Source organism: Mycobacterium heidelbergense, from assembly GCF_050205645.1.
GTDB classification, from domain to species: domain Bacteria; phylum Actinomycetota; class Actinomycetes; order Mycobacteriales; family Mycobacteriaceae; genus Mycobacterium; species Mycobacterium heidelbergense_A.
This window is the reverse complement of sequence record NZ_JBNMQT010000024.1, coordinates 1-20,650: the sequence shown is the minus strand read 5'-3', so window position 1 is coordinate 20,650 and position 20,650 is coordinate 1. Positions and strand designations below refer to the sequence as shown.

20 protein-coding genes and 2 tRNA genes are annotated in these 20,650 nt (G+C 66.5%); 4 read left to right on the top strand and 18 right to left on the bottom strand.

The genetic code is table 11. From position 1 onward, the window contains the following. Nucleotides 1-15: 15 nt before the first annotated feature. The 6 genes from ACQI5H_RS21540 to clpX all read right to left on the bottom strand — a co-directional run bounded on the left by ACQI5H_RS21540 (nucleotide 16) and on the right by clpX (nucleotide 8,353). Nucleotides 16-1,275 (bottom strand): saccharopine dehydrogenase family protein, encoded by a 1,260-nt coding sequence (locus tag ACQI5H_RS21540; protein WP_427081320.1) that lies wholly within the window; start codon nucleotides 1,273-1,275, stop codon nucleotides 16-18. Nucleotides 1,276-1,375: 100 nt separating this feature from the next. After that, a complete protein-coding gene (locus ACQI5H_RS21535; RefSeq protein ID WP_427081319.1) occupies nucleotides 1,376-2,014 on the bottom strand; it encodes a transglycosylase family protein in 639 nt (212 codons plus the stop codon). Nucleotides 2,015-3,111: 1,097 nt separating this feature from the next. Further along, nucleotides 3,112-3,729, bottom strand: coding sequence for a molybdenum cofactor guanylyltransferase (gene mobA / locus ACQI5H_RS21530; RefSeq protein WP_427081318.1), 618 nt, complete (start codon nucleotides 3,727-3,729; stop codon nucleotides 3,112-3,114). 1 nt (nucleotide 3,730) lies between these two features. Further along, complete coding sequence (locus ACQI5H_RS21525) at nucleotides 3,731-4,813, bottom strand: 2-oxoacid:ferredoxin oxidoreductase subunit beta (protein ID WP_427081317.1); 1,083 nt, start codon at nucleotides 4,811-4,813, stop codon at nucleotides 3,731-3,733. Next, a complete protein-coding gene (locus ACQI5H_RS21520; RefSeq protein WP_427081360.1) occupies nucleotides 4,810-6,771 on the bottom strand; it encodes a 2-oxoacid:acceptor oxidoreductase subunit alpha in 1,962 nt (653 codons plus the stop codon). The genes ACQI5H_RS21525 and ACQI5H_RS21520 overlap by 4 nt, the downstream gene beginning before the upstream one ends. Nucleotides 6,772-7,072: 301 nt before the next feature. Continuing rightward, nucleotides 7,073-8,353 (bottom strand): ATP-dependent Clp protease ATP-binding subunit ClpX, encoded by a 1,281-nt coding sequence (clpX, locus tag ACQI5H_RS21515; protein WP_427081316.1) that lies wholly within the window; start codon nucleotides 8,351-8,353, stop codon nucleotides 7,073-7,075. A gap of 291 nt (nucleotides 8,354-8,644) precedes the next feature. On the opposite strand from clpX, the gene mmuM reads away from it, so the two are divergent. After that, the gene (mmuM, locus tag ACQI5H_RS21510; RefSeq protein WP_427081315.1) at nucleotides 8,645-9,535 is read left to right on the top strand and encodes a homocysteine S-methyltransferase; all 891 of its coding nucleotides are present in this window, start codon (nucleotides 8,645-8,647) and stop codon (nucleotides 9,533-9,535) included. Here mmuM and clpP2 read toward each other — a convergent pair. From clpP2 to ACQI5H_RS21490, 4 genes are all read right to left on the bottom strand, one after another. Next, nucleotides 9,532-10,167 carry an ATP-dependent CLP protease proteolytic subunit ClpP2 gene (gene clpP2 / locus ACQI5H_RS21505; RefSeq protein ID WP_427081314.1) on the bottom strand — a complete coding sequence of 212 codons (636 nt, stop codon included), beginning with the start codon at nucleotides 10,165-10,167 and terminating at the stop codon, nucleotides 9,532-9,534. The two genes, mmuM and clpP2, sit on opposite strands and share 4 nt — an antisense overlap. Continuing rightward, nucleotides 10,164-10,754 (bottom strand): ATP-dependent Clp protease proteolytic subunit, encoded by a 591-nt coding sequence (locus ACQI5H_RS21500; protein ID WP_427081359.1) that lies wholly within the window; start codon nucleotides 10,752-10,754, stop codon nucleotides 10,164-10,166. Before ACQI5H_RS21500 ends, clpP2 begins: the two co-directional genes overlap by 4 nt. A 116-nt stretch (nucleotides 10,755-10,870) precedes the next feature. Then, nucleotides 10,871-12,301, bottom strand: a complete 1,431-nt coding sequence (gene tig / locus ACQI5H_RS21495; protein ID WP_427081313.1) for a trigger factor — start codon at nucleotides 12,299-12,301, stop codon at nucleotides 10,871-10,873. A gap of 31 nt (nucleotides 12,302-12,332) precedes the next feature. Then, a tRNA-Pro gene (locus ACQI5H_RS21490) sits at nucleotides 12,333-12,409 on the bottom strand. A 133-nt stretch (nucleotides 12,410-12,542) separates the two neighbouring features. Between ACQI5H_RS21490 and ACQI5H_RS21485 the strand changes: the two genes are divergently transcribed. Beyond that, nucleotides 12,543-12,613, top strand: a tRNA-Gly gene (locus tag ACQI5H_RS21485). Between the two features lie 31 nt (nucleotides 12,614-12,644). Then, nucleotides 12,645-13,829, top strand: coding sequence for a serine hydrolase domain-containing protein (locus tag ACQI5H_RS21480; protein WP_427081312.1), 1,185 nt, complete (start codon nucleotides 12,645-12,647; stop codon nucleotides 13,827-13,829). 51 nt (nucleotides 13,830-13,880) lie between these two features. Here the strand turns inward: ACQI5H_RS21480 and ACQI5H_RS21475 are convergent, their stop codons facing one another. From ACQI5H_RS21475 to ACQI5H_RS21455, 5 genes are all read right to left on the bottom strand, one after another. Beyond that, nucleotides 13,881-14,132: a hypothetical protein gene (locus tag ACQI5H_RS21475; protein WP_427081311.1), complete on the bottom strand. Its 252-nt coding sequence runs from the start codon at nucleotides 14,130-14,132 to the stop codon at nucleotides 13,881-13,883. Nucleotides 14,133-14,281: 149 nt separating this feature from the next. Further along, nucleotides 14,282-14,551, bottom strand: coding sequence for a hypothetical protein (locus ACQI5H_RS21470; RefSeq protein WP_427081310.1), 270 nt, complete (start codon nucleotides 14,549-14,551; stop codon nucleotides 14,282-14,284). Nucleotides 14,552-14,676: 125 nt separating this feature from the next. Beyond that, nucleotides 14,677-15,483 (bottom strand): Fpg/Nei family DNA glycosylase, encoded by an 807-nt coding sequence (locus ACQI5H_RS21465; RefSeq protein ID WP_427081309.1) that lies wholly within the window; start codon nucleotides 15,481-15,483, stop codon nucleotides 14,677-14,679. A 9-nt stretch (nucleotides 15,484-15,492) separates the two neighbouring features. Further along, the gene (locus ACQI5H_RS21460) at nucleotides 15,493-15,972 is read right to left on the bottom strand and encodes a ribose-5-phosphate isomerase (protein ID WP_427081308.1); all 480 of its coding nucleotides are present in this window, start codon (nucleotides 15,970-15,972) and stop codon (nucleotides 15,493-15,495) included. A gap of 32 nt (nucleotides 15,973-16,004) precedes the next feature. Next, a complete protein-coding gene (locus ACQI5H_RS21455) occupies nucleotides 16,005-16,628 on the bottom strand; it encodes an Rv2466c family mycothiol-dependent reductase (protein ID WP_427081307.1) in 624 nt (207 codons plus the stop codon). A 107-nt stretch (nucleotides 16,629-16,735) separates the two neighbouring features. On the opposite strand from ACQI5H_RS21455, the gene pepN reads away from it, so the two are divergent. After that, complete coding sequence (gene pepN, locus ACQI5H_RS21450; protein ID WP_427081306.1) at nucleotides 16,736-19,339, top strand: aminopeptidase N; 2,604 nt, start codon at nucleotides 16,736-16,738, stop codon at nucleotides 19,337-19,339. A gap of 11 nt (nucleotides 19,340-19,350) precedes the next feature. On the opposite strand, the gene ACQI5H_RS21445 is transcribed toward pepN, so the two are convergent. The 3 genes from ACQI5H_RS21445 to ACQI5H_RS21435 form a co-directional block, all read right to left on the bottom strand. Continuing rightward, complete coding sequence (locus ACQI5H_RS21445) at nucleotides 19,351-19,818, bottom strand: DUF5130 domain-containing protein (protein WP_076057761.1); 468 nt, start codon at nucleotides 19,816-19,818, stop codon at nucleotides 19,351-19,353. After that, nucleotides 19,805-20,032 (bottom strand): aa3-type cytochrome oxidase subunit CtaJ, encoded by a 228-nt coding sequence (locus ACQI5H_RS21440; protein ID WP_076057762.1) that lies wholly within the window; start codon nucleotides 20,030-20,032, stop codon nucleotides 19,805-19,807. The genes ACQI5H_RS21445 and ACQI5H_RS21440 overlap by 14 nt, the downstream gene beginning before the upstream one ends. A gap of 65 nt (nucleotides 20,033-20,097) precedes the next feature. Then, the coding region (locus ACQI5H_RS21435) for an HNH endonuclease (protein WP_427081305.1) at nucleotides 20,098-20,650 on the bottom strand (553 nt) is incomplete at its 5' end.

The following is a 20,650-nucleotide window of genomic DNA, read 5'->3' as shown; positions in this document are numbered from 1 at the left end:
AGGGATTGGCGCGGGTCACCCGGCCAGCCGGTCGACGCGCAACGACACACCGGCGGCCGGAAACCGCGCCAGCAGGGCATCACCCATCGCGGCCGCCGGGGTCAACACGCCCCGCAGGTCGGAGAGCTTGTCGCGATCGAACGCGAGCGCAAGTGCGCTCTCTCCCAGCAATACCGAGGTCGCCTTGTAGCCGGGGTCCCCGCGCTGCTCCATTCTGGCCACATAGCGAGCGCCGCCGGTCGTTGTGGTGTACGTCTCAACTTTGTAGTAGCCGCGCTCCCGGGCCTCCGCGCTGGGGCCGGTGCCCGGCTCGGGCAGGACCCGCTCCACCAGGCGCCGCGGCAGCAGCCGGAAGTAGCGGCTGCCCACCGCGAACATGGCGTTGCCGACGCCGCCGAAGACGGCCGATGCCACCGGCGCGATGGCTGACGACCCGAGGCTCATGTTCTCGTCGTAGCGGAAACGCCTGCCGTAGGCCCAGTCCAGCAATGCGTTGCTGCGCCGCACGATCCGGGTGTTCGTGGGCGCCATCAAGAATCCCGCGGTCCACACGCCGGATAGTTCCGGCGCGAGGTCTCGGCCACGGCGCGACGGCAGGTCGGGCTGCCGGCCGAGTTCGGGCTCCGCGCCGCGGTCGGTGCTCAACGTGTAGGGGTCGGCGAGCTGGCGGCGCGCGTCGGGGTCGCTCGAGGCGGTGTGCAGGACTTCCAGCAGCGAAGCGTAGGTGCCGCCGGAGAACCCGCCCCGCAGGGAGCGCACGACGAAATGGGTGTCGCCGAGCTCGCCGGTGCCGTCGGCCTGGGCCGCGAGATGCAGCGCATAAACGGTCAGATCTGACGGGATGGAATCGAAGCCGCAGGCGTGCACGATGCGGGCGCCGGTGTCGGCGGCCTGCTTGTGGTACAGGTCGATGCTCTGTCGCATGAACGGCGGCTCGCCGGTCAGGTCGGCGTAATCGGTGCCGGCCGCGGCGCACGCGGCCACCAACGGCAGCCCGTAGCGGGTGTAGGGCCCGACGGTCGTGACGACGACTCGTGTGCGGGCGGCCATCTCCTCCAGCGACGACGGCGACGTGGCGTCGGCGCTCAGGATCGGCCAGTCCCGCGCGGATGCGCCGAGGGTGTCCCGGACGGCGCGCAGCCGGTCCGGTGACCTGCCGGCCAGCGCGATCCGGGCCTCACCGCCGGTGCGGGCCAGATACTCGGCGGTCAGCTTCCCCACAAAGCCCGTCGCGCCGTACAACACGATGTCGAATTCGCGCGGCGTTGCGGTCACGGGCCCGACGCTACCCCGACCCGCAGATAAGTAATGCCGGGCCCGAGGCCCGGCATTACTTATACGTGCGACGGCGAGGCCGTCAGTTTTCGGCGGTTGGTCAGCCGCGGCGGCCGCAGACCGGCCAGGCGCCGATGCCCTGCGAGTGCAGAACGTTCTCGGCCACCCGGATCTGCTCCTCACGACTGGCGCTGGACGGGGAGCCCGACCCACCGTTGGCGTGCCACGTGCTCGACGTGAACTGCAGCCCACCGGAGAAGCCGTTACCGGTGCTGATGCCCCAGTTACCACCCGACTCGCACTGCGCGATCGCGTCCCAGTTCACGCTGTAGGCCTTGTGGGCCGGGGGCGCGTCCGGAGCCGGAGGCGGCGGAGCGTCCGGAGCCGGCGGCGGCGGTGCGTCCGGTACCGGAGGCATCGGCGGGTTGCCGTCGAAGCCCGCGGGGGCGGGCGGCGGCGGAACCTCAGGTGCCGCAGGCGGCGGCGGAACGTTCGGGTCGAAGCCGGCCGGCGCGTCAACGGGCGCCAAGGCCTCCGGCACCGCAGGCGGCGGCGGAACGTTCGGGTTGAAGCCCACAGGGGCCGCGGCGTCGGGAGCCGGAGGCGGGGGCGCGTCGGGGCCCTGTCCGGCCGGGGGAACGTTCGGGTCAAAGCCCATCGGCTCGGCGTGTGCGGACGGCACCGTCACCAGCGTGCCTGTGATCGCAGCGAGGATGAGCGTCTTACGGACGTTCTTCAATATCGTTCCTTTCGCGGTGCGCGCGCGCCAAAGCAAACCCACAGCCGTGGGTTTGGGGTGCAGTTGTCCAAGCGGAAAAGTGCTTCGGGACGTGCCGTCTCGTTCAGGCACGACAGCGGGACTGGTCTGGGCCGGCGAGCTAGCGCCCACCGACGGCGGGCCGGCTGTCGCCGACCGCAGCCCCGCTCACACGCGGGTCCGTGGATTCAATTTTTTCGGTACTTTCCGTCACCCGATTCGGGCTACCAGGGACCGTACGAGAACCGATTGCATTCGTCATCTTGAGAGAATGGACATCTCAGTTTGGTAACGAGGCGATCTCGGCGCGATAGCGCAAATAATTTTGCAGGTCAGCAACCGTTTATCCGAGCCCGCCCGACCACGATCGGTACCCCGTTTCCGTGAGCCGAATCACGTACATTTTGTGAGCTGGCACACGGTTTGCGGCGATGCGCAGACGCGCGTCGCCGGGGCGAGCCGCGCAGGGTACACGGCGCCCGAGCCCACTAGGCGCCCGACACGCGCAAGTTGACAAATTCGGACGTGATGTAACTTCGAAAGCCGAAGTGTCTCAGCCCAATTGGTCGGCTCATGTTAGCGCGGCGGAAGGCCACGGACAAGCGCTTGCACGGATACCGCCCGGGCCGCCGCACCGTCTGTGTTTACACGACTTATCCACTGCCCCAACGCTTTTGGGGCGCTCCGCGATCCGAGGCCCAGTCGCGGCGACGATCCGCCGCGGCCCACCGAGAAGACGCGTTTTGGGATCGACAATTTGCGGTACGCAATTTGCCGCCCTAACTCGCGGCGCCAGACTGCCGCGTCGGGCGACGCCGTACCCGACCTGGTACGATGTACGTCGGGGGTCATCCCAAATCGCCACTGCGCCAACGTATTACGGCGGCATTAAGGAATGGCCTGGCGATTGGCTTTTCGAAGTGTTCAAACACTAACTAGAGGCAATAGTTTCTGATCGCCAGATATTGCTGATTTCGGAATTCAACGCCATTTGTCAAACCCGAGTTAAGCAATTGTTTCGGCGAAATGAAATAAGCGCACCGATTACGTGGCGCAGTTTTTCGAGCCGTCGGCGCGCGTCAGGCGCCGGACCGCACCAGAGCACGCAAGTCGGCGTCGCTGTTGACATTGGTCAACGGACGCGAATCCGACGTGACGATCCGCTGCGTGTCCGAAACATCAACCAGGGCACGCATTTTGCGCTCACCGGCGGCCACCAGCGCCTCTGCCCGGGCGGCGAGATCGGTCCGGTACACCGCGGCCAGAAAATGATCCCGGCCGTCCCACGGCAACACGACTTCCGCGTTGGTCTCCAGCGCGCGGCGGGCGAGGTCATCGATCAGGTCGGCGCCCAGTAGCGGCATGTCCACGGCGCAGATGAAAGCGAGGCGGGTGCCCGCCTCGGCGGCGGCGCGCAGTGCGCGCGCGGTCGCCGGCAACGGCCCCTGGCCGCCCAACTCGTCGCGGATGACGCGGGCCTGCAGTGCTGGCAGCGGTTGTCCCTGCGCGGCCATCACCAAAACCGGCTCGCAGCGCTGCTCGAGGATGCCGACCACGTGCTCCACCATCGTGGTCGCACCGGCACCCGAAGAACCCGGGAAGGGCAGGGTTGCTTTGTCGCGGCCCATCCGCCGCGACTCGCCTCCAGCGAGTACTACCCCGGCCAGTGAGACTGCGTCGGGCACGAGCTGGGCCACCTTAGTCGACGGTCCAGGTGTCGCGCCCGCGCAACAGCGATTGCAGCGCGGCGGTGTCGAACGGCTTGGACGACTGAGCGGCGTGAACCTGGGAGCGCGCCGCGTCGTCGTAAGTCGGCCTGTTGATGTTGCGGAAGATGCCTAGCACCGTGTGCTCCAGGTTCTGGTCCGACAACCGCGACAGCGCGTACGCGTAGGCCGAGTCGTCGGCCTGCGCGTCGTGCACCACGATCTCTTCGACCGCCACGTCGGCGGTCTTGGCCACCTCGAGGCTGAAGCCGGATTTCACCACGCAGTATTCGCCGTTGGCGCCGAAGACAATCGGCTCGCCGTGGCGGACGTTGATCACCCGCTCCTCGGCGCCCTCCTTGCGCAGCGCGTCAAAAGAACCGTCGTTGAAAATCGGGCAGTCCTGCAGGATTTCAACCACGGCGGCGCCACGATGCTGGGCGGCCGCGCGCAGGACCTCCGTCAGCCCGTTGCGGTCGGAGTCCAGTGCGCGACCGACGAAGGTCGCTTCGGCGCCCAGCGCCAACGACACCGGGTTGAATGGGTGATCCAGCGATCCCATCGGCGTCGACTTGGTGATCTTGCCGACCTCCGACGTCGGCGAGTACTGCCCCTTGGTCAGGCCGTAGATCCGGTTGTTGAACAGCAGAATCGTGATGTTGACGTTGCGGCGCAGCGCGTGGATCAGGTGGTTACCACCGATCGACAGGGCGTCGCCGTCGCCGGTGACCACCCACACCGACAGGTCCTCGCGGGCCAGCGCGAGCCCGGTCGCGATGGCCGGGGCCCGGCCGTGAATCGAGTGGAACCCGTAGGTCTCCAGGTAGTAGGGGAACCGGCTGGAGCAGCCGATACCGCTGACGAAGACGATGTTCTCCCGGCGCAGCCCCAGCTCGGGCAGGAAGTTGCGGATGGTGTTGAGGATGACGTAGTCGCCGCAGCCCGGGCACCAGCGGACCTCTTGGTCGCTGGTGAAGTCCTTGCCCTTCTGCGGCTGATCCGTCGTGGGCACGCCGTCGTTCTTCGTCAACCTCGGCGTCAAGCCGAGGTCTGTGCCCTGCACCGCGCCTGTCATTCGATAGCTCCCGCTCCAACTGTTGCTGCCGCCATTCTGGCGACCATCGTCTTGTCGTGCTCGATTTCGGCCAATGTCCCGCCCAGCGCGGCGCGGATGACGCGCCCGATCTCGTCCGCCAAGAACGACACGCCCTGGACCTTGGTCACCGACTGCACGTCGACCAGATACTTGCCGCGCAGGATCAGCGCCAGCTGGCCCAGGTTCATCTCCGGTGCCACCACCTTCGGGTAGCGCCGCAGCACTTCGCCGAGGTTGGCCGGGAACGGGCTGAGGTAGCGCAGGTGGGCGTGCGCGACCTTGATGCCCTTGCGCCGAGCGCGACGGCAGGCTTCGCCGATCGGGCCATAGGAGCTGCCCCAGCCGATCAAAAGCAGCTCGGCGTCTCCGCTCGGATCGTCGACTTCCAGGTCGGGAACGGAGATGCCGTCGATCTTGGCCTGGCGCAACCGGACCATGAGGTCGTGGTTGATCGGCTCGTAGGAGATGTTGCCGCTGCCGTTCGCCGCTTCCAAACCGCCGATGCGGTGTTCCAGTCCGGGAGTGCCCGGCACGGCGAACTGGCGCGCCAGGGTTTCCGGGTCGCGGTTGTACGGCTGGAAGGGCTCGTCGGGCTTGGCGAAGATGTGCTTGATCGGCTCCAGCGAGCCGACGTCCGGAATCCGCCATGGCTCAGAGCCGTTGGCGATCGAACCGTCGGACAGCAGGATCACCGGGGTGTGATACGACACCGCGATGCGCACCGCCTCGAGGGCGGTCTCGAAACAGTCGGACGGCGACCGCGGCGCCAGCACGGCCACCGGCGACTCCCCGTTGCGGCCGTACAACGCCTGCAGCAGGTCGGCCTGCTCGGTCTTGGTGGGCAGCCCGGTCGACGGTCCGCCTCGCTGCACATCGATGACCAGCAATGGCAACTCGGTCATCACACCCAGGCCCAGCGCTTCGGACTTCAGCGAAATCCCCGGCCCCGATGTGCTGGTGACGCCCAGCGCCCCGCCGTAGGAGGCGCCGATCGCCGCACAGATGCCGCCGATCTCGTCCTCAGCCTGGAAGGTGATCACGTTGAAGTTCTTGTGCTTGGACAGCTCGTGCAGGATGTCCGAGGCCGGCGTGATGGGGTAACTGCCGAGCACCACCGGGATGTCGGCCAGCTGCCCGGCAGCCACGATGCCGTAGGCCAGCGCGGTGTTGCCGGAGATCTGCCGGTATTCACCGGCCGGCAAGGTCGCGCGCGAGACCTCGTAGGTGGTGCCGAACGCCTCGGTCGTTTCGCCGTAGTTCCAGCCCGCCTTGAGGGCGAGCACGTTGGTCTCCGCGATGTCGGGCTTGCGGGCAAACTTCTCCCGGATGAATTTCTCGCTGGCTTCGATCGGGCGCCCGTACATCCACGACAAAAGGCCAAGGGCGAACATGTTTTTCGCGCGCTGGCCGTCCTTCTTCGACGCGCCGATCGCCTCGACGGCCCCAAGGGTCAGGTTGGTCATCGCAACGGAGTGCACGACGTAGTCGTCGAGTTCGTCGGACTCCAGCGGATTGGTGATGTAACCGACCTTCGTCAGGTTGCGCTTGGTGAATTCGTCGGAGTTCGCGATCACCATTCCGCCACGCGGCAGGTCGCCGATGTTGGCCTTCAACGCCGCGGGGTTCATTGCGACGAGCACGTCGGGTCGGTCACCCGCGGTCAAGATGTCGTAATCGGCAATCTGAATCTGGAACGACGAGACGCCGGGCAGGGTGCCTGCGGGGGCGCGGATCTCCGCGGGGTAGTTCGGCTGCGTCGCCAGGTCGTTGCCGAAAAGCGCTGCCTCCGACGTGAACCGGTCGCCGGTCAGCTGCATACCGTCGCCGGAGTCTCCGGCGAAGCGGATGACAACTTGTTCCAGCCGCTGACGGTCGGACCCGTTATGACGGATCTCGCTATGAGAATCTGATCCGGCTCCGCTGCCGTTCGGATCCACGTCTCCGCCCTCCATTTGTCAATCGGATAGGCACTCCACTGGAGCTTTAGGGTACGCGCCGATGGAGTGACTCCCGCGCCCTGAAGCTTGTGTGTCACTGGTAGTACCAATTATGGCACTGGTTTTCGGCGAGTATGACCGTCTCATATCCCTCGCACGCAGCGGGTTTGGGGCCAATGCCGAAGTCAGCGGGGTGCTACTGATGGGTACGACACAAACTGTGTTGTTCGTCACGTCGGTGGGGTTCCGCGAAGCCCCTACCGGCAAACCGCCGGCGACATGAATGTTGAGGGGTTGTGGCCTACGCGCTCTTGTCGCGACGCTCGGAGCGCGAAGCCTTACGCGGCACGATCGTCGGCAACACGTTGTCCTGCACGGTCTCCTTGGTCACCACGACCTTGGCGACGTCGTCGCGGCTCGGGATGTCATACATCACCGGCAGCAGGACTTCTTCCATGATGGCTCGTAGGCCTCGAGCACCCGTGCCGCGGTGGATCGCCTGATCGGCGATCGCCTCCAGCGCGTCGTCAGTGAACTCGAGTTCGACGCCGTCCATCTCGAAGAGCCGCGTGTACTGCTTCACCAGAGCGTTCTTCGGTTCGGACAGGATCTTCACCAACGACTCCATGTCCAGGTTGGTGACCGAGGCGACCACCGGGAGACGGCCGATGAATTCGGGAATCAGGCCGAACTTGATCAGGTCCTCGGGCATCACGTCGGCGAAGTGATCGGTGGTGTCGATCTCGGCCTTCGAGTGAACCTCGGCACCGAAGCCCAGGCCCCGCTTGCCGACCCGCTCGTAAATGATCTTCTCCAGGCCGGCGAACGCACCCGCGACGATGAACAGCACGTTGGTGGTGTCGATCTGGATGAACTCTTGGTGTGGGTGCTTGCGGCCACCCTGCGGGGGAACCGACGCCTGCGTGCCCTCGAGGATTTTCAGCAGGGCCTGCTGCACACCCTCCCCGGAGACGTCGCGCGTGATCGACGGGTTCTCGCTCTTGCGCGCGATCTTGTCGACCTCGTCGATGTAGATGATCCCGGTCTCGGCGCGCTTGACGTCGTAGTCGGCGGCCTGGATGAGTTTCAGCAGAATGTTCTCGACATCCTCACCGACATAACCGGCTTCGGTCAGCGCGGTGGCGTCGGCGATGGCGAACGGGACGTTGAGCATCTTGGCCAGCGTCTGCGCCAGGTAGGTCTTGCCGCACCCGGTGGGTCCGAGCATCAGGATGTTGGACTTGGTCAGCTCGACCGGCTCGTACCGGGAGTCACGACCTTTCTCGCCCGCCTGGATCCGCTTGTAGTGGTTGTAGACCGCGACCGCCAGCGTTCGCTTCGCGGTGTCCTGCCCGATGACGTATCCCTCCAGGAATTCCCGGATCTCGGCGGGCTTGGGCAGTTCGTCGAGCTTGACGTCGTCGGCGTCGGCGAGTTCCTCTTCGATGATCTCGTTACACAGATCGATGCACTCGTCGCAGATGTACACACCGGGGCCAGCAATGAGCTTCTTGACTTGCTTTTGGCTCTTCCCGCAGAACGAGCACTTCAGCAGGTCACCGCCGTCTCCGATGCGCGCCATGGTGCTTAAGTGCCTACTTCCTTTTCGCCGTTCGTCGTGCTGTGCCGCGTGTAATCCCCGACGCTACCCGCTTGCTCGGGCCCCTCGCGACCGTTAGCGCCGAATCGCGTCGGTGGTATTCACGCCTGTCCGTCTGAATGAAACATATAGCCCGACGACGCCTGTCACTCGTCAAAGACGCGCATAGCGTGTCTTTGGCGTGTCGCGGTCGTTACCCGACCGAGGCTTGTGCGCCCCCGAACCCGGTGGTTTTCTGGCTGACCACCAGGCAACCCACCCTACAGTGGCGGTGTGGGTTTGGCTGTGGGATTTACCTGGCCCAGCGAATCCGTGCTGATCAGTGATGGCGGCCTGGCCACCGAGCTGGAAGCGCGCGGTCACGACCTGTCCGACCCGCTGTGGTCGGCGCGGCTGCTGGCCGATGACCCGGAGCAGATCGTCGCGGTGCACGCGGCGTACTTTCGCGCAGGCGCCTCGATCGCGACGACCGCCAGCTACCAGGCTTCGTTCGAGGGTTTCGCGGCCCGCGGGATCGCCCGCGGCGAGGCCGTCGCGCTGCTGCGCCGCAGCGTCGATCTCGCGAAGACCGCGCGTGACGCGGCCGGTGCCGAGAACCTTTGCGTCGCCGCCTCGGTCGGACCGTACGGCGCGGCGCTGGCCGACGGGTCCGAATATCGCGGCCGCTACGGCATGTCCGTCGCGGAGCTGACGCGCTGGCATCGTCCCCGGCTGGAGGTATTGGCCAGCGCCGGGGCCGACGTGCTCGCGCTGGAAACGGTGCCCGACGTCGACGAGGCCGAAGCACTGGTGAACGTGGTGCGCTCGCTCGGCGTGCCGGCCTGGCTCAGCTACACCATCGACGGGACGAAGACCCGCGCCGGTCAACCGCTCGCCGACGCGTTCGCGGTGGCGGCAGGCGTCGACGAGATCGTCGCGGTCGGCGTGAATTGCTGTGCGCCCGACGATGTTCTCGCCGCCATCGCGATCGCCGACATCGGCAAGCCGATCATCGTCTACCCGAACAGCGGCGAGCGTTGGGACGGCACGGGTTGGACCGGGCCGCGCAGCTTTTCCGCGCAACGCGCCGTGCGGTGGGCGGCGGCCGGGGCGCGCATCATCGGCGGATGTTGCCGAGTGGGGCCGGCCGATATCGCCGAGTTGGCGACCGTACTCGACCGTTAGGCCGTTTGAGCCGAGAGCTTCCGGTACTCGAGAACGGTGTCGATGATCCCGTAGTCCTTGGCGTCTTCCGCCGTCAGGATCTTGTCCCGGTCGGTGTCCTTGCGGATCACCGAGGCGTCCTTGCCGGTGTGACGAGCCAGCGTCGTCTCCATCAGCGTGCGCATCCGCTCGATCTCGGCGGCCTGGATCTCCAGATCGGAGAACTGGCCCTGGATCACGCCCTGAAGGGACGGTTGGTGAATCAGCACCCGCGCGTTGGGCAGCGCCATCCGCTTGCCAGGCGTTCCCGCCGCCAGCAGCACCGCCGCCGCCGAAGCGGCCTGGCCCAGGCACACCGTCTGGATGTCGGCACGCACGTACTGCATGGTGTCGTAGATCGCCATCAACGACGTGAACCCGCCACCCGGGGAGTTGATGTACATGGTGATGTCGCGGTCGGGATCCAGCGACTCCAGCACCAGCAGCTGAGCCATGATGTCGTTCGCCGACGCGTCATCGACCTGGACGCCGAGGAAGATGATGCGCTCCTCGAAGAGCTTGTTGTAGGGGTTGGATTCCTTGACGCCGAAGCTGGAGTGCTCGATGAACGACGGCAGGATGTAGCGCGCCTGCGGCTGGATCTGGGGATTCATTGGACTTCTCCGTTGGTGAGGTGTGCGGCGCGGGTGATGATGTGGTCGACGAAGCCGTATTCCAGGGCTTCCTGCGCTGTGAACCAGCGATCGCGATCGGAGTCGGTCACGATCCGCTCTATCGACTGGCCGGTGAATTCGGCGATGAGCCGGAACATTTCTTGCTTGATCAGCGTGAACTGCTCGGCCTGGATGGCAATGTCGGCCGCGCTGCCGGTCACGCCGCCCAGCGGCTGGTGCATCAGGATCCGGGCGTGCGGCAGCGCATAGCGTTTGCCCTTGGTGCCCGCGGCGAGCAGGAACTGCCCCATCGAGGCGGCCATGCCCATCGCGTAGGTGGCGATGTCGCAGGGCGCCAAGACCATCGTGTCGTAGATCGCCATCCCGGCACTGATCGATCCGCCCGGCGAGTTGATGTAGAGATTGATGTCCTTGCTGGAGTCCTCGGCCGCGAGCAACAGGATCTGCGCGCACAGCCGATTGGCGATTTCGTCGTTCACCTCCGAACCCAGGAAGATGATGCGCTCGGTGAGCAAGCGCTCATAGACCGAGTCCGTGAGGTTGAGACCCTGCGAGTTCGAACGCATGTCAGTCACGACTGGGTTACCTGCTTTCTCGAAATCCGTATGCACCGACACTAACCAACCGAGCCCACTGCGCGCTGGCCACGCACCCCTTGAAATGGGCGCGTTCGCTCACAGCGTCATTTCTCGGCTTCGTCCGAGGCTTCGTCCGAGGCTTCGTCCGAGGCGTCCTGCACCTCCGGCGCCTCGTCGTCGCCGCCCTCATCCGTGGCCTCCTCGGCGGACTGGCCGCGCTTGCCGAAGAACTCACTGGTATCGATCGCGTTGCCCGCGGTATCGCTGACCGTCGCCGCCTCGACCGCCGCGGCGATGGCCAGCCCGCGCCGCACATCGGCGAACATGGCCGGCAGCTGGTTGTTCTCCTGCAAATAGGCGAACAGCTGCTGCGGCTCGATGCCGTATTGCCGTGACGTCATCACCAGCCGCTCGGTCAGGTCGACCTGCCCGACCTGGACCTCCAAGTCGTCGGCCAGCGCATCCAGCAGCAGCTGCTTGCGCAGTTCCGTCTCCGCGGCGTCGCGCGTCTCGGTCTCGAACTCCTCACGCGACTTGCCCTGGGCGGCGAGCACCTCGTCCAACTTGGCTTGGTCGTGGTCCAGGCCGTGCAGCGCGCCGTGCATCGCGTTGTCGAACTGGGCCTGGACGACCGCCTCCGGCAGTGGCACGTCAACCTGCTCGAGCAAAGCGTCCAGCGTGGCGTTGCGGATCTGGTCGGCCTGCTGGGCGCGCTTGAGCCGGGCCACCTGGTCGCGGAGGTTGGACCGCAGCTCCTCGATGGTGTCGAATTCGCTTGCCAATTGGGCGAACTCGTCGTCGGGCTCAGGCAATTCGCGTTCCTTGACGGACTTGACGGTGACGGTGACCTGCGCGTCCTGCCCGGCATGCTCGCCGGTCGCCAGCTTCGCGGTGAACTCCTTGGACTCGTCGACGGACAAACCGACCACTGCCTCGTCGAGGCCCGCGATCAGCCGGCCGGAGCCGACCTCGTGGGACAGTCCCTGCGCGGCGGCGCCCGGCACCTCCTTCCCGTCGACGGTCGCCGAAAGGTCGATCGAAACGAAGTCACCGTCGGCCACCGGGCGGTCCACCCCGGTCAGGGTGCCGAACCGGGCGCGCAGCGACTGCAGTTCGGAGTCGACGTCGTCGTCGCTGACCTCGATCGGATCGACCGAGACCTTCAGCGCGCTCAGGTCCGGGAGGGTGATCTCGGGACGGATGTCGACCTCGGCGGTGAACGCCAGCTCCTGCCCGTACTCCTTCTTGGTCACCTCGATGTCGGGCTGGCCCAGGGGATGGACTTCCGACTCCGCGACGGCCTGCCCATACCGGGCGGGCAGCGCCTCGCTGACGACCTGGTCGAGCATCGCCTCCCGGCCGAACCGGGCCTCCAGCAACTTCGCGGGCGCCTTGCCGGGCCGGAAACCCGGTAGCCGCACCTGCCGGGCCAGCTCCTTGTAAGCCCGCTGGAAATCGGGTTCGAGCTCGGTGAACGGCACTTCGACATTGATGCGCACCCGGGTGGGGCTCAACTGCTCGACACTGCTCTTCACGGGGTGTGCTCCTCGGTGGTCGTTTGCGGTCTGGTCGGGGTGACAGGATTTGAACCTGCGGCCTTCCGCTCCCAAAGCGGATGCGCTACCAAGCTGCGCTACACCCCGCGCTGACCTCGCGATCCTACGGCCCGGCGGCGCCGGCTTCGCAGCGACCTCACGACCTCACGGTGCGATAACAGACCCGCTTCGATTAGATTTGATGTTCGTCGCCAGATACAGTCTCGCTCGACTTATATATGCGGGCGTAGCTCAATGGTAGAGCCCTAGTCTTCCAAACTAGCTACGCGGGTTCGATTCCCGTCGCCCGCTCTGCTGGGCAACTGCTCGACAGAAAGGCGCCATGAGCGACGTCGACATCAAGGGCTCATGCGCACCGGACTTCGCCGGCGTACGCGATGCGTTTGCGCGCAACTTCGCGACGAGCCACGAGGTCGGCGCGGCCGTTGCCGTCTGGGTCGACGGCGACCTCGTCGTCAACCTGTGGGGCGGCTCAGCCGACGCGGCGGGCACGCGCCCGTGGCGGCAAGACACCCTCACCACCGTGCTTTCCGGCACCAAGGGCCTCTCGTCCACGTGCGTCCATCAGCTTGCCGACCGCGGCGAGCTGGATCTGCACGCGCCGGTGGCGCGCTACTGGCCCGAGTTCGCGCAGGCGGGCAAGCAGGACATCACGTTGGCCATGGTGATGGGCCATCGGTCCGGCGTGATCGGACCGCGCACCCGAATGCTTTGGGAGCAGGTCGCCGACTGGGACTTCGTCTGCGAGCAGTTGGCCGCCGCCGAACCGTGGTGGGAGCCGGGCACCGCCCAGGGCTACCACATGACCACCTTCGGTTTCATCGTCGGCGAGGTATTCCGGCGGATCACCGGTCGCACGATCGGTCAGTACCTGCGCACCGAGATCGCCGAACCGCTCGGCGCCGACGTCCACATCGGCCTGTCCCCCGCCGAACAACGCCGCTGCGCCGAGCGGGTCAACAAGCCCCACGCCCGCGACCTGTTGGCCGACGTGCAAGCCCCCGGCTACCCGACCAGCCTGGCCGAACACCCCAAGGCGGGGTTGTCGATCTCGATGGGTTTCGCGCCCGACGACGAACTCGGCTCCCACGACCTGCAGCTGTGGCGCCAGCTCGAGTTCCCGGGCACCAACGGTCAGGTGTCGGCGCTGGGACTGGCGACGTTCTACAACGCGCTTGCCCAGGAGAAGCTGCTCAGCAGGGAGCACATGGACCTGGTCCGCGTGTGCCAGGGCGGCTATGAGACCGACCTGGTGCTCGGACCCCGGGTCGCCGACCACGGGTGGGGCCTGGGGTACATGCTCAATCAGCGCGGCGTGAACGGCCCCAACCGTCGGATCTTCGGCCACGGAGGGCTGGGGGGCTCATTCGGCTTCGTCGATCTGGAGCACCGCATCGGCTACGCGTATGTGGCGAATCGCTTCGACGCCACCAAGTCCAATGCGGACCCGCGCAGCCTCGCGCTCAGCAACGAGGTCTACGCCGCGCTGGGAGTCACGGCGGACTGACGCAGGCTAAAAACGCGCCCCGCCGATATCGGCAGGGCGCGTTTGGTGATCTCAGGGGTGCCAGGCAGGTGGCGGTGGCGGCGGTGGCGCTTCCCACGGACGGTCCGGCGGCGCCGCACGCCAGTCGTGGCAGTTGTTCCAGTCCCAGTTGTTGCCCCAGCCCGGGTCCCAGAATTCGCCCGGACACCATTGCGGGAACGGCCCCGGCTGCGCCTGAACGTCGGTTGCGGCGCCCAATCCAGCCAGCCCCAGGCCGACGATCAACGCGAAAAGCGTTGCGGTTATCCGCGGAATTGTCGTCACGGCGCCACCCACTTTCGAGAGGAATTCCAACCAGTAGACGCCCGCCCCGTCATGTTTGACAAGTGGGGCACCAGAACACGTTTCGGCAGTCGATCAACACCCCGCCCCACCTGTATCGGCGGGGCGGGGTGTCGGGCAGGTGTAACGACTCAGGGGTGCCAGCCTGGAGGTGGCGGCGGACCCCAAGGGCCGCCCGGGTGGTCGTGATCCCATCCGGGCCCGCCCGGGTGGTCGCGGTCCCAACCGGGATTGCCCTGTCCCCAACCCTGATTGCGCCAGTCGTGGCAGTTGTTCCAGTCCCAGTTGTTGCCCCAGCCCGGGTCCCAAAACTCGCCCGGACACCATTGCGGGAACGGCCCCGGCTGGGCCTGGGCTTCGGTTGCGGCGCCCAATCCTGCCAGGCCCAAACCGATACTCATCGCGAAAAGCGTTGCAGTTAAACGCGGAATATTTTTCACGACGCGGCTTTTACCCACCGGACACGAATCTCAAACAGGAGACGCCAGCGTTTCCTCCTGTCAGTTTCCTGTCAGTCCCAGGCCGCTCAGGTTTGACAAGTGGGGCACCAGAACACGTTTCGGCCCTCCAGCACCGCGGTGCGGATCGGATCCCCGCTCACCCGGCAGGGTTCGCCGGCGCGCCGGTACACGTAAGTCCGCGGCCGCCCTTGCCGATACGACGGCGGGCCGTGGTCGTGTTCGGGCCGCACCACAATGATCTTGCCGCGGCGCAGGCCAACCTTCATCAGCGCCACCAAATCGGTCCACGCCGCGCCGAATTCGGCCTCGCCGATCTTCTGGCCGGGCCGGAACGGGTCGATGCGGTGGCGGAACAGCAACTCGCTGCGGTAGACGTTTCCGACGCCGGCGATAACCGTCTGGTCCATCAATAGCGCGCCAATGGGCCTGCGGGACTTCGCAATCCGGGCCCATGCCCACGACGGGTCGGCATCGCCACGCAGCGGGTCGGGACCGAGCTTGGCGACCACGTCGGCGACCTGTGCTTCGTCGATCAACTCGCACACCGTCGGGCCGCGCAAGTCGGTGCCGTAGTCGGCGCCGACCATCCGCATCCGCACCTGTCCCACCGCTTCCGGGAGTGTGCCTTCGGCGGGGCGTTCCCATTCGGTGAAGGTGCCATAGAGACCGAGGTGCACGTGCACGATCGGGCCGCCGGCGTAGTGATGGAACAGATGCTTGCCCCAGGCGCTGGCGCGGCGCAGCACCCGGCCGTCGACAACGGCGGCCGAATCGGCGAATCGGCCCTGCGGGCTGGACACCGCCACGGGTGCGCCGCGGAATCGACGCTGATGCAGCCGGGCCAACCGGTGCAGGGTATGCCCTTCGGGCACCGGACTCCCTCAGCCCTGGGCGCCGGGCACCGGCGGCGCTTGGTGAGTGCGTTCGTATTCGGCGAGAATGTCGATACGCCGTTGGTGGCGTTCGGCTTTCGACCACGGCGTGTTCAAGAAAGCGTCCACGATGGCCAATGCCTCGGCGACGGCGTGCATGCGGCCACCGATGCCGATCAACTGCGCGTTGTTGTGTTCCCGCGCCAGCGTTGCGGTCTCGACGCTCCACGCCAGGGCGCAGCGTGCCCCGGGGACCTTGTTGGCCGCGATCTGCTCGCCGTTGCCCGATCCGCCCAGCACGATACCGAGGCTGTCGGGGTCCGCCACCGTGCGCGTCGCGGCGGCGATGCAAAACGCCGGATAGTCGTCGTCCGCGTCGTAGGTGTAGGCACCGCAGTCGATCGGCTCGTGCCCGGACTTCTCGAGGTGGGCGATGATCTGTTGTTTGAGCTCGAATCCCGCGTGATCAGAGCCGAGGTAAACGCGCATGCCCGCAATCCTTACACAGGCGCACGCACGGGTCAGTCGAACTGGGGCGGCTCGGTGCGGGTCCGCTTGAGCTCAAAGAAGTGTGGATAGGACGCGAAGGTCACCGAGGCGTCCCACAGCTTGCCGGCCTCCTCGCCGCGCGGGATCTTCGACAGGACCGGCCCGAAGAACGCCACACCGTTGACGTGGATCGTCGGTGTCCCGACATCGTCACCGACCGCGTCCATCCCGGCGTGGTGACTCTTGCGCAGCGCGTCGTCGTAGGCGTCGCTCTGCGCGGCCTTGGCAAGCTCGGCGGGCAGACCGGCGTCGGCAAGGGACAGCTTGATGACCTCTTCGAGCTCTTTGTTGTCCTCGTTGTGAATCCGAGTACCCATCGCCGTGTACAACCGCCCCAACGCGTCCGCGCCGTGGGCCTGCTCGGCGGCGATCGCCACCCGCACCGGGCCCCACGCATGCTTCATCATTTCGCGATATTTGTCGGGCAGGCCTTCGCGGTTTTCGTTGAGTATCGCCAGGCTCATGACGTGGAAGTTCACCTCGATGTCGCGAACCTTCTCCACCTCGAGGATCCAGCGCGACGTGATCCAGCACCACGGGCAGAGCGGATCGAACCAGAAATCGGCTTGGTTTTTCACGGGGGCCTTCTCGGGCATTGCGCAGTCCTCTCATCAACGGTTAGAACACCGTCCAGCACAACCGTAGTCGCCGCCCGCCTGTTCCCGCTCTGCGGCGCCGGGCCTGCACGCTTTAAGTTGGACGCGTGGCCCTACCTAACCTCACCCGGGACCAGGCCGTCGAGCGCGCCGCCCTGATCACCGTCGACAGCTACCAGATCAAGATCGATCTCACCGACGGCTCGGATGTTGGGGGTCCTCCGGCCAAACGCACGTTCCGGTCCACCACCACCGTGGTATTCGACGCGCTCGCGGGCGCCGACACGGTCATCGACATCGCCGCAGAGGTCATCCACAGCGCCACGCTCAACGGCAGCGAACTGGACGTATCCGGCTACGACGAATCGACCGGCATAGCGCTGAGCGGACTGGCCGACCGCAATGTCGTCGTTGTCGATGCCGACTGCGCCTACTCCAACACCGGTGAGGGTCTGCATCGCTTCGTCGACCCGGTGGACGACGAGACGTATCTGTACTCGCAATTCGAAACCGCCGACGCCAAGCGCGTGTTCGCCTGCTTCGACCAGCCCGACCTCAAGGCCACGTTCGCCATGCAGGTGACCGCGCCGAAGCATTGGAAGGTGATCTCCAACGGCGCGACGACCGGCGTCGCCGACGGCGTGCACACCTTCGCCACCACTCCGCGGATGAGCACCTATCTGGTCGCGTTGATCGCCGGGCCGTACGCCGAGTGGAAGGACGCCTACGCCGACGAACACGGCGAGATTCCGCTGGGCATCTACTGCCGGGCCTCGCTGGCTCCGTACATGGACGCCGAGCGGTTGTTCACCCAGACCAAGCAGGGCTTTGGCTTCTACCACAAGAACTTCGGCCTGCCGTATGCGTTCGGCAAGTACGACCAGCTCTTCGTGCCCGAATTCAACGCCGGCGCAATGGAAAACGCCGGCGCGGTGACATTCCTCGAGGACTATGTCTTTCGCAGCAAGGTCACCCGCGCATCCTACGAGCGGCGCGCCGAGACGGTGCTGCACGAGATGGCGCACATGTGGTTCGGGGACCTGGTCACCATGACGTGGTGGGACGACTTGTGGCTGAACGAGTCGTTCGCGACGTTCGCATCGGTGTTATGTCAAAGCGAGGCAACCGAATTCACCGAGGCCTGGACGACTTTCGCCACCGTCGAGAAATCGTGGGCCTACCGCCAGGACCAGCTGCCCTCGACGCACCCGATCGCCGCCGACATCCCCGACCTGGCCGCGGTCGAGATCAACTTCGACGGAATCACCTACGCCAAGGGCGCTTCGGTGCTCAAGCAGCTGGTGGCCTACGTCGGGCTGGAGCACTTCCTGGCCGGGCTGCGCGACTACTTCCGCACCCATGCGTACGGCAATGCCACGTTCGGCGATCTGATCGCCGCGCTGGAGAAGGCGTCCGGCCGCGACCTGTCGACCTGGGGCCAGCAGTGGCTGAAAACCACCGGGCTGAACACGCTGCGCGCGGATTTCGACCTGGACGCCGACGGCAAATTCACCCGGTTCACGCTGCAGCAAGGCGGTGCGGCGCCGGGTGCGGGCGAGACGCGGGTGCATCGGCTGGCGGTAGGCATCTATGACGACAGTGATCCCAGCGGGGCCGGCAAGCTGATCCGGGTACACCGGGAGGAACTCGACGTCGATGGTCCGGACACGGAAGTTGCTGCGCTGGTTGGTGTTTCGCGCGGCAAGCTGATTCTGGTCAACGACGACGACCTGACCTACTGCTCGCTGCGGCTGGACCCGCAGTCGCTGCGGACCGCGCTGGAACGCATCGCCGACATCACCGAGCCGCTGCCGCGCTCACTCGTGTGGTCGGCAGCGTGGGAGATGACCCGCGAGGCCGAACTGCGGGCCCGTGACTTCGTCGCACTGGTGTCGCGCGGCGTGCACGCCGAAACGGAGGTCGCGGTGTTGCAACGACTGCTGATGCAGGCGCAGACGGCGCTGGCCTCCTACGCCGACCCGGCCTGGGCCCACGAGGACGGCTGGGCGCAGTTCGCCGATCGGCTGCTGGAGCTGGCCCGTGCTGCGGAGCCCGGATCGGATCACCAGCTCGCGTTCCTCAACGCGCTGTGCACGTCGGTGCTGTCCTCCCGGCACGTCGAGACGCTGGCCGAGCTGCTCGATCACGACCCCGCCGAATTGGGGTTGGCGGGCCTGCAGATCGACACCGACCTGCGCTGGCGCATCGTGATCGCGTTGGCCACCGCCGGCAAGATCGACGCCGACGGGCCGGCGACACCGTTCATCGACACGGAGGTTCAGCGCGACCCCACCGCGGCCGGTAAGCGCCACGGCGCCCAGGCTGCCGCCGCCCGGCCCCAAACGCAGGTCAAGGAGCAGGCGTGGACGACGGTGGTCGACGACGACACGCTGGCCAACATCACGGCCCGCTCGATCATCGCGGGCATCGCGCCGCCGGGCCAGCACGCGCTGCTCAAGCCGTTCACCGAGCGCTACTTCGACGCCATCCCCGGAGTTTGGACGCGACGGTCCAGCGAGGTCGCCCAAACTGTGGTGATCGGGCTGTACCCGCACTGGGATATCAGCGAGGAGGGTGTTGCGGCCGCCGACCGATTCCTGCAATCCCCGGAGTCCGAAGTGCCGCCCGCGCTGCGCCGGCTGGTGCTGGAGGGCCAGGCGGGGATCAAGCGGTCACTGAGGGCCCGCCGCTTCGACGGCTCGGCGGGCTAGTCGAACGCGCGTCAGGCCGGCGATATCCCGGCGCTGAGTACGCGGATGGCGCTGACGAGCCCGTCGACCAGGTTCCCCTGCTTGAATGCCGACGCCGCGGCGGCCACCCCCAGCGGTGCGGCCGACTCGGCGCCGCGACCGCGGACCTGCGCGCCGTAGACGACCTCGATGACGGACTGGTCGGGCGAGACCGCGAGCAAGACCGCGTTGTTGGGCGTGGGCACCTTGGCCAGAATTTCGCGGGCCCGCGCGGCGGTGTCGCTGCCCAGGTCGCCGAGATAGATGGCGAACCGCGCCATCGAGGACCGCGACGCGTATTTCAGCGCGTCGTCGATGGCAACGAGGTCTTTGATCGGGAACGGGTAGTGCACCGATACCGTCCCGGGCTCGATCACCCCCGAGATGCGTCCGCTGGTGGTGATCACCGAGCCCTTGGGCAGCTCGGCAGGCTCGATCGTCGCTACCTCACCACGTGCCACTGGCGCCACCCCCAACCGAGAACTCCGATGTGCCGTGCCCGCCGTGCTCGCCGCCGACGGCTTCGTCGGTGGCGGCCCACAGGATGGGCGGATGTGTCCAGGGCTCCGACATCTTGTAGGTCGCCGGGTGTGGGCCCTTGTGCCTCCAGATCAGCCCCACAAGCACGATCACCAGCGATAACGGGATCCCAATGAACAACAGATGGATCTGCATAACGTTCACGACGCAAACCGTATCCCACGGCGCGACGAACCGACGCATTCAGGACCCAAGTCGGGTCAGGCGGCGCCTTCACCGAGGTATCGAGCCCAGGCGGGATCCAATTCCTTGACGGTGGACAGCAATCGCCAGTGCTGTCCCGTGGGCGGCACCGGCGCCCGCCGCAGTGCCCAGCCGAGTTCGGTGAGCAGCTTGTCGCCCTTGCGGTGGTTGCACGTCGAGCAGCACGCGACGCAGTTTTCCCAGGAGTGGTCGCCGCCGCGGCTGCGTGGCACCACATGGTCGACGGTGTCGGCCTTCGCCCCGCAATAGGCGCAGCAGAAACGGTCGCGGTGCATGAGCGCCGCGCGGGTCATCGGGACGCGGGCGCGGTATGGCACCCGGACGTAGGTGCGCAACTGGATGACCGACGGCACCACGATTGACCTGGTCGCCGAGTGGATCACGGGCCCGGCCGGATCGTGGTGCACGACGTCGGCCTTGCCGCAGATCACCATGACGATCGCGCGGCGCATCGGCAGGGCGGTCAGCGGCTCGTAGGTGGAATTCAGCAGCAGGACCCGCCGACGGCTCCAGATCGACGCGCTCTCGTGGCGGGTCCTGCTGCTGAAT

What these genes read in the sequence shown, in the direction of transcription:
- ACQI5H_RS21500 (WP_427081359.1), bottom strand. Translation starts at nt 10,754, where the DNA reads ATGCGTTCGAACTCGCAGGGTCTCAACCTCACGGACTCGGTCTATGAG.
- ACQI5H_RS21440 (WP_076057762.1), bottom strand. Translation starts at nt 20,032, where the DNA reads ATGCAGATCCATCTGTTGTTCATTGGGATCCCGTTATCGCTGGTGATC.
- ACQI5H_RS21470 (WP_427081310.1), bottom strand. Translation starts at nt 14,551, where the DNA reads ATGAGTATCGGTTTGGGCCTGGCAGGATTGGGCGCCGCAACCGAAGCC.
- clpX (WP_427081316.1), bottom strand. Translation starts at nt 8,353, where the DNA reads ATGGCGCGCATCGGAGACGGCGGTGACCTGCTGAAGTGCTCGTTCTGC.
- ACQI5H_RS21460 (WP_427081308.1), bottom strand. Translation starts at nt 15,972, where the DNA reads ATGCGCGTTTACCTCGGCTCTGATCACGCGGGATTCGAGCTCAAACAA.
- ACQI5H_RS21455 (WP_427081307.1), bottom strand. Translation starts at nt 16,628, where the DNA reads ATGCCCGAGAAGGCCCCCGTGAAAAACCAAGCCGATTTCTGGTTCGAT.
- ACQI5H_RS21525 (WP_427081317.1), bottom strand. Translation starts at nt 4,813, where the DNA reads ATGACAGGCGCGGTGCAGGGCACAGACCTCGGCTTGACGCCGAGGTTG.
- ACQI5H_RS21480 (WP_427081312.1), top strand. Translation starts at nt 12,645, where the DNA reads ATGAGCGACGTCGACATCAAGGGCTCATGCGCACCGGACTTCGCCGGC.
- clpP2 (WP_427081314.1), bottom strand. Translation starts at nt 10,167, where the DNA reads ATGAATCCCCAGATCCAGCCGCAGGCGCGCTACATCCTGCCGTCGTTC.